Genomic DNA, 13,468 nt, shown 5'->3' with positions numbered 1-13,468 from the left:
GCCGCGAGCCGGTGGTGCTCGATCTTCATGCAGCGGTCCTGCACCACCCGGATCCCGGCCTCCTCCAGCCGCCGGGCCACCTCGTCGTTGCGGATCCCGAGCTGGAGCCACACCGCCTTCGGGCGGAGCGCCAGCAGCTCGTCCGCGTGCTCCGCCACGTTCTCGGCGTTCCGGAACACCTCCACCACGTCCGGCGCCTCCTCCAGCTCCTCCAGCGTGGACACCGCGCCCGGGTGCCCGGCCTCGGCCAGCTCCGGGTTGACGGGGATGACGGTGTACCCGTGCGCCGCCAGGTACTGCGGCACCGCGCTCGCGGGCGCCATGGGCTCGTCGTCGCCCTTCATCCCCAGCACGGCGATGGTCCGGGCGCTGCGCAGGATCTCCAGGGGGAGCTGGTCGTCGTCGCTCATGTAGAAAGCAGGGTTCAGGGTACGGGGGACAGCCGGCGGGCCGGAGGTGAGGCCAGTTCCGTGCCTCCACGCACCGGCCGGCGCGACAACTGCTCTTCGAGGTGGGATCGGGATGACGATGGAGACGCGCCCGCTGGGCGGCACGGGACTGCGGGTGACGCCGCTCGGCCTGGGGCTGGCGGCGCTCGGGCGGCCCGGGTACATGACGCTGGGCCACGCCGACGACCTGGGGAGCGACCGCTCGGTGGATGCCATGCGGGAGCACGCGCACGCCGTGCTGGACGCCGCCTGGGAGGCGGGGGTCCGCTACTTCGACGCGGCGCGGAGCTACGGGCGCGCGGAGGAGTTCCTGGCGTCGTGGCTGGAGGCGCGGGGGGTCGGCCCGGGTGAGGCCACGGTGGGCTCCAAGTGGGGGTACGCCTACACCGCCGGCTGGCGGGTGGACGCGGAGGTCCACGAGGTGAAGGAGCACTCCCTGGCGCGGCTGCGGCAGCAGCACGGGGAGAGCCGCGCCGTCCTGGGCGCCCGGCTGCAGCTCTACCAGATCCACTCCGCGTCGCTGGACACCGGCGTGCTGGAGAACGCCGGTGTGCTCGACGAGCTGGCGCGCCTCCGCGACGCGGGGCTGTGCATCGGCCTCTCCACCACCGGCCCGCGGCAGGCGGACACCCTCCGCCGCGCGCTGGAGGTCCGGCGCGGCGGGGCGCTGGTGTTCGGCGCGGTGCAGGCCACCTGGAACCTGCTGGAGCCCTCCGCGGCTGGGGCGCTGCGCGAGGCGCGCGAGGCAGGGATGGGCGTGATCGTGAAGGAGGCGCTCTCCAACGGCCGGCTGACCGACCGCAACCGGGACCCCGGCGACACGGCGAAGCTCGCCCCGATCCGCGCCGAGGCGGAGCGGCTGGAGACGACGACGGACGCGCTGGCGCTCGCCGCCGCGCTCGCCCGCCCCTGGGCGGACGTGGTGCTCAGCGGCGCCGCGGCCGTGGAGCACCTGCGCTCGAACGCGCGGGCGCTGGATGTGACGTGGGACGAGGAGGCGGAGGGGCGGCTGGCGGGGCTCGCGGAGGAGCCGGAGGCGTACTGGGAGCGGCGGGGGCGGCTGCCGTGGACCTGAGGGCCACGGGGGAGGGGATCCGCGATCGGATCCCCTCCCCCGCCCCTGCCGCCGTTCAGCACTCCCCGGTGCGCTTCCGCTTGGGGGTGCAGGGCACCGCCGGCCCCTTCTTCCCGACCAGCGTCGACGGCACCGGCGCGAGGGAGTAGAGCAGGTGGCTGTTCATGGTGTGGCCGTCATTCCCCGTGACCGGGAGGACGACGTTCTTGGTGGAGCCGTCCACCAGCACGTCGCGCACCTGCTGCGGGGTGGCGCCGGGCGCCTGCTCCAGCACCAGCGCCGCCGCGCCGGCCACGTGCGGCGACGCCATGGAGGTGCCGCTCTTCGTGCCGCTGGAGGTGGGGCTGTCCATCGTGGCCGACAGGATCCTGGAGCCCGGCGCGAACAGGTCGATGCAGGCGCCGTAGTTGGTCCAGGTGGTCCGCTTGTCGGCGCTGGTGCTCGCCGCCACGGTGATGGCCTCCGGGACGTTGGAGATGGGGAACATGCAGGCGTCCGCGCCCAGCGTCCCGTTCCCCCAGCCGTTCCCCGCCGCCACCACCGTGGTGACGCCGGAGGCGACCATCGCCCGCACCGCGTCGTCGATGGGCCCGCTGGTCCCCATGGTCTTCGTGGGGATGACGTCGCCGAGCGACATGTTCGCCACCGCCGGGAGCGTGGCGTGCTTCGCCACCCAGTCCATCCCCGCGATCACGTCCGCGTCCGAGCCGTACCCCGCGCAGCTCAGCACGCGGATCCCCACCAGCTTCACCCGCTTCGCCACGCCGAAGGTCTTCCCGCCCACGGTCCCGGCCACGTGCGTCCCGTGCCCGTCGCAGTCGCCGCTCCCGTCGTACAGCAGCGCGTCCGTGGGGTCGGCGGCGTAGGCGTCCCACCCCAGCGAGGCGCGCCCCTCGAACTCCACGTGGTCGTAGCGGATCCCGGTGTCGATCACGTAGGCCGTGACGCCGGCGCCGGTGGCCGTGTAGCTGTACACGCTGTCCAGCGGGAGCGCGCGCTGGTCGATGCGGTCCAGTCCCCAGGTGGCGCCGGTCTGCGTCGTCAGCGCGTGGATCTGCCGCTGCACCGACACCTTGAGCACGCGCGGGTCCGCCAGGAGCCGGTCCACCGTCACCTGCGGGATCTCTCCCGCGAAGCCGTTCAGCAGGTGCTCGTAGACGTACCGGGGCCGGATGCCGTACTGGAGCGCCAGCGCGCCCGCGTCCGCCGTCCAGTCCAGCGTGACGACGTAGTGGCCGGGGATGCTCCCCTCGTCCGTGGTGGCGAGGAGCGATGCACGCGACTGGGGCTCGCCGGGCGAGACCGGCTGCGTGGAGTCGTCGCAGGCGGCAAGCCCCGCGACCGTGAGAAACACCAGCATGCGACGCATGGCAACACCTCGGATCGGAGTGAGATCGATTCGCCTGGTGCCATCGCATTGCAAAGTCCGGTCGCCGTTGCGCCACCGGTGGAAGACGTTGCAGAACAGTTATTTAGCTTAAATGCATCCGCCAGGCCGGCCGGCCATTCGCACCTTTTTTGTGCAGGCGGCGCCCGGCGTGTCCCTGAAAAAGTGAAGGCGTGGCCGTGTCGCGCGGACGGTCGGAGGCGGGATGGTCTCCGGAAGAAGTGAACCCGAAGGGACTCGCTTGCGAGCACTCGCTTCGCTCAGACATCCACTTCTTCCTCCGACCACCCCGCCCCCTCCCTGCGACCCTCTCCGCGACGGTGCCGAACTGCAGGTGCAGTTCTCCCCTCCCCCTTGCGGGGAGGGGCCGGGGGTGGGGGTCCGCCGCCGACGCGCCCCGATGCCGACCTGACAGGAAGCCCTCCCCCAGAATTGGGGGATATAGGGGGCAAATGTTGCGAGCCTCAAGCGAGCCGGGTGGGGGCCCACCTACTCGTCCCGCAGCGCCTCCAGCGGCGTGCGGCGGAAGGTCTCCCGGCTCCCCCACCACCCCACCCCCACCGCCAGCAGCGCCATCCCCGCCACGAGGCCCAGGAGCCCCGCGGCCGGCACGCCGAAGGAGTCGAGCTCGAAGACCCACCTGGACAGCGCCCACCCGCCCGCCACCGCCAGCGCGCTTCCCACCACCCCGGCCAGCAGCCCCAGCAGGGCGTACTCGGTCAGCAGGATGGAGCCGATCTGCCGGCGCGAGGCGCCCAGGGTGCGCAGGAGCACGGTCTCGCGGATCCGCTGCAGGCGCGAGACCGACACGGCGCCCAGCAGCACCACGACCCCGGTGGCGAGGCTGAAGCCCGCCAGGAAGCGGATCACCAGCGAGACGCGGCCGAGCACCTCGTCCAGCGCCGCCTGCACCTCGGTGAGGTCCACCGAGACCACGTTGGGAAAGGCGCGCACCAGGTCGCGCTGCGCCCGCGCCCGCGCGGCGGCGTCCGGGGCGTCCGCCAGGATCACCCAGGTCTGCGGCGCGCCCTCCAGCGCCCGGGGGGGGAAGACGGCGAAGAAGTTGGGCTCGAAGCGCGCCCAGTCCACCTCCCGCAGCGAGGTTACCCGCGTGGGGACCTGCACCCCCTGCACGTCCCAGGTGATCCGGTCGCCGATCCCCACCCCCAGGTCCTCGGCGATCCCGCGCTCCAGCGAAACCGGGGCGGGCTCCCCGGGGCGGGCCTCTCCCCCGCTCCACCACTCCCCCGCCACCAGCTTCTCCGAGGCCACCACGGTGTCGCGGAAGGTGGAGCGGTACTCCCGCCGCACGGCCCACCCCTCCGGCCCCCCGGGCCCGTCCCGCCGCCGCTCGCCCTCCCCCGCCCGGTCCTCCGCGCCCTCCGGCGGGGCGAGGCGGGACACGCGGACGCCGTTGATGGCCGACACCCGCATGGGGACGATGGGGGCCCGCTGCAGCACCCCCACCCCGCCCTCCTGCAGCATCCCGCGCACCGCGGGCTCCTGGTCCTCCTGCACGTCGAAGAAGACCAGGCTGGCCCGCGCCCCCTCCGCGCCGGGGCGCAGCGGGCGGAGCAGGTTGTCCTGTACCAGGTAGAGCACCGACAGCAGGAAGACGCCGAACCCGAGCGCCAGCACCACCGTCCGCGTCTGGTTCCCCGGGCGGTACAGGTTGGCGATCCCCTGCCGCACCGGGTAGGGGAAGCCCCCCGCCCGCAGGCGCCGCACTCCGCGAACCGTGAGCCACGCCACCCCGCCCAGGCCGAGCAGCGTCGCCGCGATCCCTCCGGCGAACTGCAGCCCCAGCCGGGCGTCCCCCGCCTGCACCACCACCAGGAGCGCCACGCTCGCGGCCAGGAGCGCGCGGGCGCCCCAGGTCCACGGGTCGCTCGGGGCGGGCTCCGGCTCGGTCGCCACCCGGCGGCGCAGCGTCTCCAGCGGGGAGATGCGCCGCACCGCCAGGAGCGGGAGGAGCGCGAAGGCCACCGAAACCCACACCCCCACGCCCACGCCGGTGAGCACCGCCGCCGCGTCCGGGCGGACCGCCACGTCGATGGGGATGTAGTCCTGCAGCAGCCCGGGGATCACCCACTGCACCGCGACGCCCAGCGCGGCGCCGAGCAGCGAGCCGGCCAGCCCCATCGCCGCCGCCTGCAGGAGGTAGATGGCGATCACCTGCGGGGCCGTCGCGCCCAGGCAGCGCAGCGTGGCGATGCTTTCCCGCTTCTCCGCCATGTACGCGCCCATGGCGCTCGCCACGCCGATCCCGCCCAGGAGGAGCGCGAAGGTGCCGATCAGCCCCAGGAAGCGCCCGAGCTGCGTCAGCACACCGCTCAGGCGGTCCTGCCGCGCCTCCGCCGTGCGGAGGCCCACCCGCTCCTCGCGCAGCCGCTCCTGGTACGCCTCGTCCACCACGGCGGCGTCGCCTGCGCCGGGGAGGCGGAGGAAGGCGTCGTACTCCACCCGGCTCCCGAAGCCCAGCAGCCCGGTGGCCTCCAGGGCATCGGCGGGGATGAAGACGCGCGGCGCGAAGGAGGCGGCGAGCCCCGCCTCGCCAGGCACCATCCGGAGCGTCCCCAGCACGCGGAAGTCGGCATCGCCGATGCGGATGGAGTCGCCCACGCGGGCCCCGAGCGCCACCAGCAGCGCCGGGTCGGCCAGGGCGTTGCGGCCGGTCGCCAGCTCCGCCCAGCGGCCGGCGGGCTCCGTCTCCACCTCGCCGTAGAAGGGCCAGCCCCCTTCCACGGCGCGCACCTGCGCCAGCCGCGTGGCCCCGGTGCGCGGGAGCACGGTCATGGAGGCGAACGACGAGGCGCGGGAGATCTCCGCGCCCGCCCCCCGGAGGGAGTCCAGCAGGGCCTCCGTGCGCTCGCCGAAGGGGCGGGTGCTGCTCACCTCCAGGTCGGCGCCCAGGAGGAGGCGGGCCTGGTCGCCCACCCCCGCGGCCATGCTCGCCGCGAACGACTGCGTGGCGACCAGCGCCGCCACCCCCAGCGAGATGGAGGAGAGGAAGAGGAAGAGGCGGCGGCGGGCGAAGCGGCTCTCGCGCCAGGCCAGGGCGGCGAGCGGGCGGAAGGCGCTCACCGGAGGGCCGCCTCGTCCGAGACCACGCGGCCGTCGGCCAGGCGGATGATGCGCCCCGCCCGGCTCGCCAGGTCGGGGTCGTGCGTCACCAGGACCAGCGTGGTCCCCAGCTCCCGGTTGAGCTCGGTCAGCAGCTCCACGATCCGGTGCCCGGTGGCGGCATCGAGGTTGCCGGTGGGCTCGTCGGCGAACAGAATGCTCGGAGAGTGTACGAAGGCACGGGCGACGGCCACGCGCTGCTGCTCGCCGCCGGAGAGCTGGGCGGGGTAGTGGTGGCCCCGCCCCCCCAGCCCCACGCGGGCCAGGAGCTCGTCCGCCCGCTCGGCGGCGCCGGTTCGCCCCGACAGCTCCAGCGGAACGCGCACGTTCTCGCTGGCGGTGAGGGTGGGGATGAGCTGGAACGCCTGGAAGACGAAGCCGATCCGCTCCCGCCGCAGGCGGGCGCGCTCGTCCTCGGAGAGCGCGGCCAGGTCGGTGCCGTCCAGGTGGACGGAGCCGCGGCTGGGACGGTCCAGCCCGGCCATGAGCCCCAGGAGCGTGGTCTTCCCGCTCCCGGAGGGGCCCACCACGGCGACGAACTCGCCCGGCGCCACGGTGAAACTCACGTCGCGCAGCACGGTCAGCTCGCGGCCGCCGCTGCGGTACGACTTCTGGAGGTCCTGAACGATGAGCATCCGCAGACCGGTCCTTTTCCTGGCAATGGGTTTTCTCCCCTTCATCTTCGGCTGCGGGGGGGAGGAAGGCAACTCCGCCCGCGCGGCCGCGCCCCCCGCCGTGGTCGGGGCGGGGGAAGCGGAGGGCAGCGCCGCCGAAGCCCGCGACGCGCCCGTGGTCCTCTTCCTGGGCACCAGCCTCACGGCGGGGCTGGGGGTGGACCCGGACGACGCCTACCCCGCCCTGGTGCAGGAGCGGGTGGACTCCGCCGGGCTCCCCTTCCACGTGGTCAACGCCGGCTCCAGCGGGGAGACCTCCGCGGGGGCGCTGCGGCGGCTGGACTGGCTCCTCCGCCAGCCCTTCGACGTCCTGGTGCTGGAGACCGGGGCCAACGACATGCTCCGCGGCGCCGAGCCGGACTCGGTCCGCGCCAACCTCCGCCGCATCGTCGAGCGCGTGCGCGCCGAGCGGCCGGACACCCGCATCGTCCTGGCGGGGATGATGGCGCTCCCCAACCTGGGGCGGGAGTACGGGGAGCGGTTCGAGGCCATGTACACCGAGCTGGCCCGGGAGTACCGCCTCCCCCTCGTGCCCTTCCTCCTGGAGGACGTGGCCGGCGTCCCGGCGATGAACCTCCCCGACGGCGTGCACCCCAACGAGGCGGGCCACCGCCGCGTAGCGGAAACGGTCTGGGACGCGCTGGAGCCCGTTCTGCGCGAGGAGGCAGCGGAACGGGGGGCCGGCGGCGCCGGCCGGTGAGCCTCGCAGCAGGAGGCTCTGTCACGGCGAACTGCGCCCGACTACATTGAGACTGCGGGGGATCTCCCCCCCGCAGCCCCGCCCCCGCCCGCGAGGAACATGGGCCCGGTCCGCTTCACCCTCTACGTCGCAGGCGACAGCCCGCGGTCGCGCCAGGCGGTCGCGAACCTGCGGCACATCTGCGAGTCCGAGCTGGAGCCGGACTGCGAGTTCACGGTGGTGGACGTGACCGAGACCCCCGAGCGGGCCGAGGCCGCCCGCATCCTCACCACTCCCACCCTGGTCCGGGAGGCCCCCGTTCCCGCGCGGCGGGTGACGGGAGACCTTTCCGACCTGCAGCGGGTGGCCACCGCCCTCGGCCTGCAGCCGCGCAGCCGCTTCCCGGAGGTAGGATGAGCCACACCGCAGCGCCCGCTCCCCAGCCCGTCACCAAGCTCCACACCGGGATCCCCGGCTTCGACACCATCGCCGAAGGCGGGCTCCCGCGCGGGCGCACCACGCTGATCGCCGGCACCGCCGGGAGCGCGAAGACGGTGCTCGCCACCCACTTCCTGGTCTCCGGGATCCGGGAGGCGGACCAGCCGGGGGTGTTCATCACCTTCGAGGACTCCCCGGACGACATCCGCCGCAACGTGCTCGGCTTCGGGTGGGACATCGCCGCCCTGGAGGCGGAGGGGAAGTGGGCGTTCGTGGACGCCGCCCTCCGCACCGACGACGAGCCCACCGTGGTCGGTGAGTACGACCTGGGCGGCCTCCTGGCCCGCGTGGAGCACGCCGTCCGGAGCATCGGCGCGAAGCGCGTGGTCCTGGACTCGGTGAACGCGCTCTTCGCCCGCTTCAGCGAGCACGGCGTGCTCCGCGCCGAGCTGTTCCGGATCTCCGCCTCGCTCAAGGAGATGGGAGCGACGGTGGTGTTCACCGCCGAGCGCACCGAAGAGTACGGCGAGGTGTCCCGCCACGGGATCGAGGAGTTCGTGGCGGACAACGTCCTCATCCTCCGCAACCTGCTCCAGGAGGAGAGGCGCCGCCGCACCGTGGAGATCCTCAAGTTCCGCGGCGCCTCGCACCAGCGCGGGGAGTTCCCGTTCACCGTGTCCGCCGGCCGGGGGATCACGGTGCTCCCGCTCTCGGCCATGGAGCTGACCCAGGCCTCCTCCGACACCCGCGTCACCTCCGGGCTCCCCGAGCTGGACGCCATGGTGGGGGGCGGGTACTTCCGCGACAGCGTCATCCTCCTCTCCGGCGCCACCGGCACGGGAAAGACGCTCACGGTCACGCACTTCGTGCAGGGCGGTTACCGGAGCGGCGACCGCACGCTCCTCTTCGCCTTCGAGGAGAGCCGGGAGCAGCTTGCCCGCAACGCGCGCAGCTGGGGGGTGGACTTCGACCGGATGGAGCGGGAAGGAAAGCTGAGGGTGGTTCCCGTCTACCCGCACGCCATGCCCATCGAGGACCACCTCCTCCGCATGCGCGACACCATCGACGAGTTCCGGCCGCGGCGCGTGGTCGTGGACTCCCTTTCCGCGCTGGAGCGGGTCACCTCGCTGCGGAGCTTCCGCGAGTTCATCATCAACCTGACCTCCTTCATCAAGCACAGGGAGATGGTGGGGATGTTCACCTCCACGGCGAGCAAGCTCTCCGGGGGCGACTCGGTCACGGAGAAGCACATCTCCACGCTGACCGACACCATCCTCCTCCTCCGCTACGTGGAGCATCGCGGCGAGCTGCGCCGGGGGATGCTGGTGCTGAAGATGCGCGGCTCCCCGCACGAGAAGACGATCCGCGAGTTCGCCATCGACGGCACCGGGATGCACATCGGCGCGCCGTTCCGCGGCATCAGCGGACTGCTCACCGGCGCGGTGTCGCACGACGTGGACGGGGACGACGACCGGGAGGCCGACGAGGCCGCATGAGCACCCGACCCCTCCCCGACCTCCACGCCATCGTGGAGCTGAACGCGGACGGCATCGTCGTGGTGGACGAGGCGGGGAGGATCCGCTTCGCCAACCCCGCCGCCGCCCGGCTGTTCGGCCGCCCGGAGGAGGCGCTGCTGGAGGCGGAGCTGGGCTTCCCGGTGGCGGCCGGCGAGGGGACGGAGGTGGAGATCCTGCGCCCCGGGGGCACGCTCGTGCACGCGGAGCTGCGGGCGACGGGGGTGTTGTGGGAGGGGGAGGAGGCGTGCCTGGTGACGCTGCGCGACATCACCGACCGGAAGCGCGCCGAGGCGGCCGAGCGGGAGCGGATCCGCGCCGAAGCCGCCCGCGCCGAGGCGGAGGCCTCCGCCCGCAAGATCGCCTTCCTGGCCGACGCGGGGGCGATCCTTGCTTCGTCGCTGGACTACCGGGCCACCCTGGCCCGGGTCGCCCGGCTGGCCGTCCCCTTCCTGGCGGACTACTGCCTGGTCCACGTCCAGGGCGACGACGGCGAGGTCCCCCAGGTGGCCGCCGCGCACCGCGATCCCGCCGGGGACGCCCTGCTGGAGCGCCTCGCCACCGCCTCCCGGGTGGACGCGCGGAACCCGGCCTCCCCCGTCGCCCGCGTGCTCCGCGAAGGCCGGCCGCTGCTGGCCGCGGAGGTCGCGCCCGACGAGGCCGAGCGGGCGCGGCTCACCCCGGAGGCGGCGGAAGTCTTCCGTGCCCTGGGCCCCGTGTCGTACATGGTGGTCCCGCTCACCGCGCGCGGCCGGACCTTCGGCACGCTGACCCTCGCCGGCTCCGTGTCCGGCCGGCGCTACGGCCCCGCCGACCTGGAGCTGGCCGAGGAGCTGGCGCACCGCGCCGCGCTGGCGGTGGAGAACGCCCGCCTCTTCGAGCAGGCGCAGTCCGCCAACCAGGCCAAGTCCGACTTCCTGGCGGTGATGAGCCACGAGCTGCGCACCCCGCTCAACGCCGTGCTCGGCTACGCGGACCTGCTCGAGGCGGAGATCCCCGGCCCCCTGAACCGGGCGCAGCGCGAGCAGCTGGGCCGGATCAAGAGCAGCTCCGGCCACCTCCTCCAGCTCATCGACGAGATCCTCACCTTCACGCGCATGGAGGCCGGGCAGGAGCGCATCCGCGCCCGGGAGGTGAAGCTGGACCCGCTCCTCCGCGAGGCCGGATCGCTGATCGAGCCGCTCGCCTCCGCCAAGGGCGTCCGGCTCCGGGTCCGCGGCCCGGGGGACGGTGCATCCCTCCGCACCGACCCCGGCAAGGTCAGGCAGATCCTCCTCAACCTCCTCTCCAACGCGGTGAAGTTCACCGAGCGGGGCGAGGTGGAGCTGAGCGCGGAGATGGACGGCCGGGGCGCGGTGCTGCGGGTGCGCGACACCGGCGTGGGGATCGCCCCGGAGCACCGGGAGCGCATCTGGGAGCCCTTCTGGCAGGTGGAGCAGGGCGCCACCCGCGCCGCCGAGGGGACGGGGTTCGGCCTCGCCGTGGCCCGCAGCCTCGCCTCCCTCCTGGGGGGCGAGCTCTCCGTGGAGAGCGTCCCCGGCGAGGGGAGCACCTTCACGCTCCGGGTCCCCTCCGCCGCCTGACCGGCGGGCGCTCCGCGGGAGCCTGGCCGCCGCCGCCTTCAACCTCCCCGCCGGCGGCGTTATCATTCCCCCTCCACGATCCGGTGTCGGCAAGCGTGCGGCCCCGGACCGATCTCCCGACGCACCTCCCGTGGAAAAGATCTACGCAGGCACCATGAGCTTCTTCCCCGATCCGCAGCTCCCCGAAGAGGGCTCGCTCGCCGAGGGGCTGGCCGCCCCGCGCCGGGACACCCGCCCCGTCTACCTCCTGGCCGACAGCCAGCTCCTCTTCTGGCGCGACGACGGCCGCCTCTTCCTGGAGACGGTGCGGGAGGGGCTGGAGAAGCCCACCCCGAAGGCCGCGTACCTGGGCGCCTCCAACGGCGACGAGCCGGAGTTCTACGACATCTTCGTGGCGGCCATGGACACCGTGGCCGTGTTCGACACGCGGATGATCCCCTCCTCCCCCTCCCCGGAGGACATGGCCTTCCTGGACGAGGCCGACCTGGTCCTCCTGGCCGGCGGCGACGTGGAGCGGGGGTGGCGCGCCTTCGAGGCGAGCGGCGTCGGGGACGCGGTGCTGCGCCGCCACCAGGCGGGCGCCACGCTGATCGGCGTCTCGGCGGGGGCGGTGCAGCTCGGGCTGGTGGGGTGGCCGGAGGGGGGCGCGGGATCGGCCGAGGAGCTGATCGACACCTTCAAGGTGGTCCCCTACGTGATCGACGCGCACGCCGAGCGCGAAGACTGGGAGCAGCTCAAGGGCGCCGTGCGGCTCCTGGGCGAGAGCGTGCAGGGGATCGGCATCCCCGCCGGGGGCGGCGTGGTCTACCACCCGGACCACTCGCTGGAGGCGGTGCGCCATCCCTGCCACGAGGTGGCGGTCCGCGACGGCGGCACGGTGCGGAGCCTGATCTTCCCGGCGTCCGCGGACCCGGAGACGGCCTGACCGGATGCGGGTCTTCGCCGTCTCCGACCTGCACACCGACTTCCGCGAGAACCAGGCGCTGGTGGAGGCCCTCCCCACGGGGGAGCACACCGACGACGCCCTGATCGTCGCCGGCGACATCGCCGACGCCCTGGACCGCGTGGAGGCCACCCTGGCGCTCCTGCGCTCGCGCTTCCGGGAGGTGTTCTTCGTCCCCGGCAACCACGAGCTCTGGGTGCGCGCCGAGGGCGGCGACTCCGCGGATAAGTTCGACCGCCTCCTCCGCGTCTGCGAGGCGCTGGGGGTGCGGACGCGCCCCACCGCGCTCCCCGGCCTGTGGATCGTCCCGCTCTTCGCCTGGTACGAGCCGGAGTTCGACTCCTACGGCGACGCCGAGGAGAGGGAGCTGGAGGGGTGGGCGGACTTCCACTTCTGCCGCTGGCCGGAGCGGGTGGGGCGCCCCTGCGAGTGGTTCCTGGCGATGAACGAGCCGCACCTGCGCCCCTACGACGCCCCGGTGGTCACCTTCTCGCACTTCCTCCCCCGGCGCGACCTGCTCCCTCGCACGAGTTACCTGCGCTTCCGCGGCCTCCCGCTGGTGGCCGGGTGCGCAGAGCTGGACGCGCAGCTCCGCCGCGCCGGCTCGCGGGTCCACGTCTTCGGCCACAGCCACATCGACTGCGACCGGGAGATCGAGGGCATCCGCTACGTGCAGAACGCCCTCCGGTATCCGCGCGACCGTTCTTCCGCGGGGTTTCCCCTGAAGCAGGTCTGGGGGTGAAGTCCGGTGCGCCCCGGCGCGCGTCCACCGGGTCCTGGCCCCATCCTTGAAACGGCCGGGGAGAGAAGTGCCGGACCGGCAGCCCCTCACCCGACGCGAGCACCCATGGCGACACGCCCCCGCCGCCCAGACCCGGCGGTCCCCGCCCCCGCCGCGCCCGACTCCGACCCGCAGCTCCGGCGCGTCCGCCGGCTGGCGCACCTGCTGGACAACTCGATCCCCCTCCCCGGCGGCTTCCGGGTGGGGCTGGACGCCCTCATCGGGCTGATCCCGGGGATCGGGGACACCGCCGGGGCCGTGCTCTCCGCCTACGTCCTGGCCGAGGCGCAGCGCCTGGGCGCCCCGCGATCCGTGCTCCTGCGCATGGCCGCCAACGTGGCGGTCGAGACCATCGTCGGCGCGATCCCGTTCGTCGGCGACCTCTTCGACGCCGGGTGGAAGGCGAACGCCCGCAACGTCCGCCTCCTGAACGCGTATCTGGAGCGCCCCGCCACGGCCGAGCGCACCAGCCGCGGCTTCCTCATGCTCCTCCTGGCCGGGCTCGCCCTGCTCTTCGTGGGCGCAGTCGCGGTGGCGATCCTGATCGTCCGGGCCATCGCCGGCGCATTCTAGCGCGCCCCGCGATGCCGCTCCGGCTCGTGCTGGCGGGGTGCGGCCACACGCACCTCTTCGTGCTGGAGGCCCTCGCCGCGGGGCGCCTCCCCGGCGTCCGCGCCACCCTGGTCTCCCCGTCCGAGGAGTACTACTACTCCGGGATGACCCCGGGCGTCCTGGCCGGGATGTACGCCCCGGAGGCGGCGCTCCTCCTCCCCGCCCGACTCGCCCGCGCGGCCGGCGCGGAGTGGGTGCGCGGCGCCGTGG

The 13,468-nt window shown here is 73.9% G+C and carries 13 protein-coding genes; 9 read left to right on the top strand and 4 right to left on the bottom strand.

Annotation, left to right across the window (positions count from 1 at the left end):
• On the bottom strand, positions 1-410 hold a 410-nt coding region (locus tag VGR37_20275), incomplete at its 3' end, for a CoA-binding protein (protein HEV2149748.1).
• A gap of 112 nt (positions 411-522) precedes the next feature.
• On the opposite strand from VGR37_20275, the gene VGR37_20270 reads away from it, so the two are divergent.
• Positions 523-1,524, top strand: coding sequence for an aldo/keto reductase (locus VGR37_20270; GenBank protein HEV2149747.1), 1,002 nt, complete (start codon positions 523-525; stop codon positions 1,522-1,524).
• Between the two features lie 55 nt (positions 1,525-1,579).
• Here VGR37_20270 and VGR37_20265 read toward each other — a convergent pair whose 3' ends face one another.
• The 3 genes from VGR37_20265 to VGR37_20255 form a co-directional block, all read right to left on the bottom strand.
• Complete coding sequence (locus VGR37_20265; protein HEV2149746.1) at positions 1,580-2,893, bottom strand: S8 family serine peptidase; 1,314 nt, start codon at positions 2,891-2,893, stop codon at positions 1,580-1,582.
• Positions 2,894-3,400: 507 nt separating this feature from the next.
• Positions 3,401-5,995: an FtsX-like permease family protein gene (locus VGR37_20260; GenBank protein ID HEV2149745.1), complete on the bottom strand. Its 2,595-nt coding sequence runs from the start codon at positions 5,993-5,995 to the stop codon at positions 3,401-3,403.
• Positions 5,992-6,669 (bottom strand): ABC transporter ATP-binding protein, encoded by a 678-nt coding sequence (locus VGR37_20255; protein HEV2149744.1) that lies wholly within the window; start codon positions 6,667-6,669, stop codon positions 5,992-5,994. The genes VGR37_20260 and VGR37_20255 overlap by 4 nt, the downstream gene beginning before the upstream one ends.
• Here VGR37_20255 and VGR37_20250 point away from each other — a divergent pair.
• The 8 genes from VGR37_20250 to VGR37_20215 all read left to right on the top strand — a co-directional run.
• The gene (locus VGR37_20250) at positions 6,662-7,408 is read left to right on the top strand and encodes an arylesterase (GenBank protein ID HEV2149743.1); all 747 of its coding nucleotides are present in this window, start codon (positions 6,662-6,664) and stop codon (positions 7,406-7,408) included. The genes VGR37_20255 and VGR37_20250 overlap by 8 nt on opposite strands.
• 99 nt (positions 7,409-7,507) lie before the next feature.
• Positions 7,508-7,804, top strand: a complete 297-nt coding sequence (locus VGR37_20245; GenBank protein ID HEV2149742.1) for a circadian clock KaiB family protein — start codon at positions 7,508-7,510, stop codon at positions 7,802-7,804.
• Entirely contained in the window at positions 7,801-9,321 is a 1,521-nt protein-coding gene (gene kaiC / locus VGR37_20240) for a circadian clock protein KaiC (GenBank protein HEV2149741.1), read from the top strand. The genes VGR37_20245 and kaiC overlap by 4 nt, the downstream gene beginning before the upstream one ends.
• Positions 9,318-10,922 (top strand): ATP-binding protein, encoded by a 1,605-nt coding sequence (locus VGR37_20235; GenBank protein ID HEV2149740.1) that lies wholly within the window; start codon positions 9,318-9,320, stop codon positions 10,920-10,922. The genes kaiC and VGR37_20235 overlap by 4 nt, the downstream gene beginning before the upstream one ends.
• 130 nt (positions 10,923-11,052) lie before the next feature.
• The gene (locus VGR37_20230; GenBank protein ID HEV2149739.1) at positions 11,053-11,847 is read left to right on the top strand and encodes a Type 1 glutamine amidotransferase-like domain-containing protein; all 795 of its coding nucleotides are present in this window, start codon (positions 11,053-11,055) and stop codon (positions 11,845-11,847) included.
• Positions 11,848-11,851: 4 nt separating this feature from the next.
• Complete coding sequence (locus VGR37_20225) at positions 11,852-12,607, top strand: metallophosphoesterase (protein HEV2149738.1); 756 nt, start codon at positions 11,852-11,854, stop codon at positions 12,605-12,607.
• A 105-nt stretch (positions 12,608-12,712) separates the two neighbouring features.
• Positions 12,713-13,219, top strand: coding sequence for a DUF4112 domain-containing protein (locus tag VGR37_20220; GenBank protein ID HEV2149737.1), 507 nt, complete (start codon positions 12,713-12,715; stop codon positions 13,217-13,219).
• A gap of 11 nt (positions 13,220-13,230) precedes the next feature.
• On the top strand, positions 13,231-13,468 hold a 238-nt coding region (locus VGR37_20215), incomplete at its 3' end, for a hypothetical protein (GenBank protein HEV2149736.1).

The organism is Longimicrobiaceae bacterium, assembly GCA_035936415.1.
Classification (GTDB): Bacteria; Gemmatimonadota; Gemmatimonadetes; order Longimicrobiales; family Longimicrobiaceae; genus JAFAYN01.
Note: the sequence above shows the minus strand (reverse complement) of the source record. Positions and strands in the feature narration are given on the sequence as shown.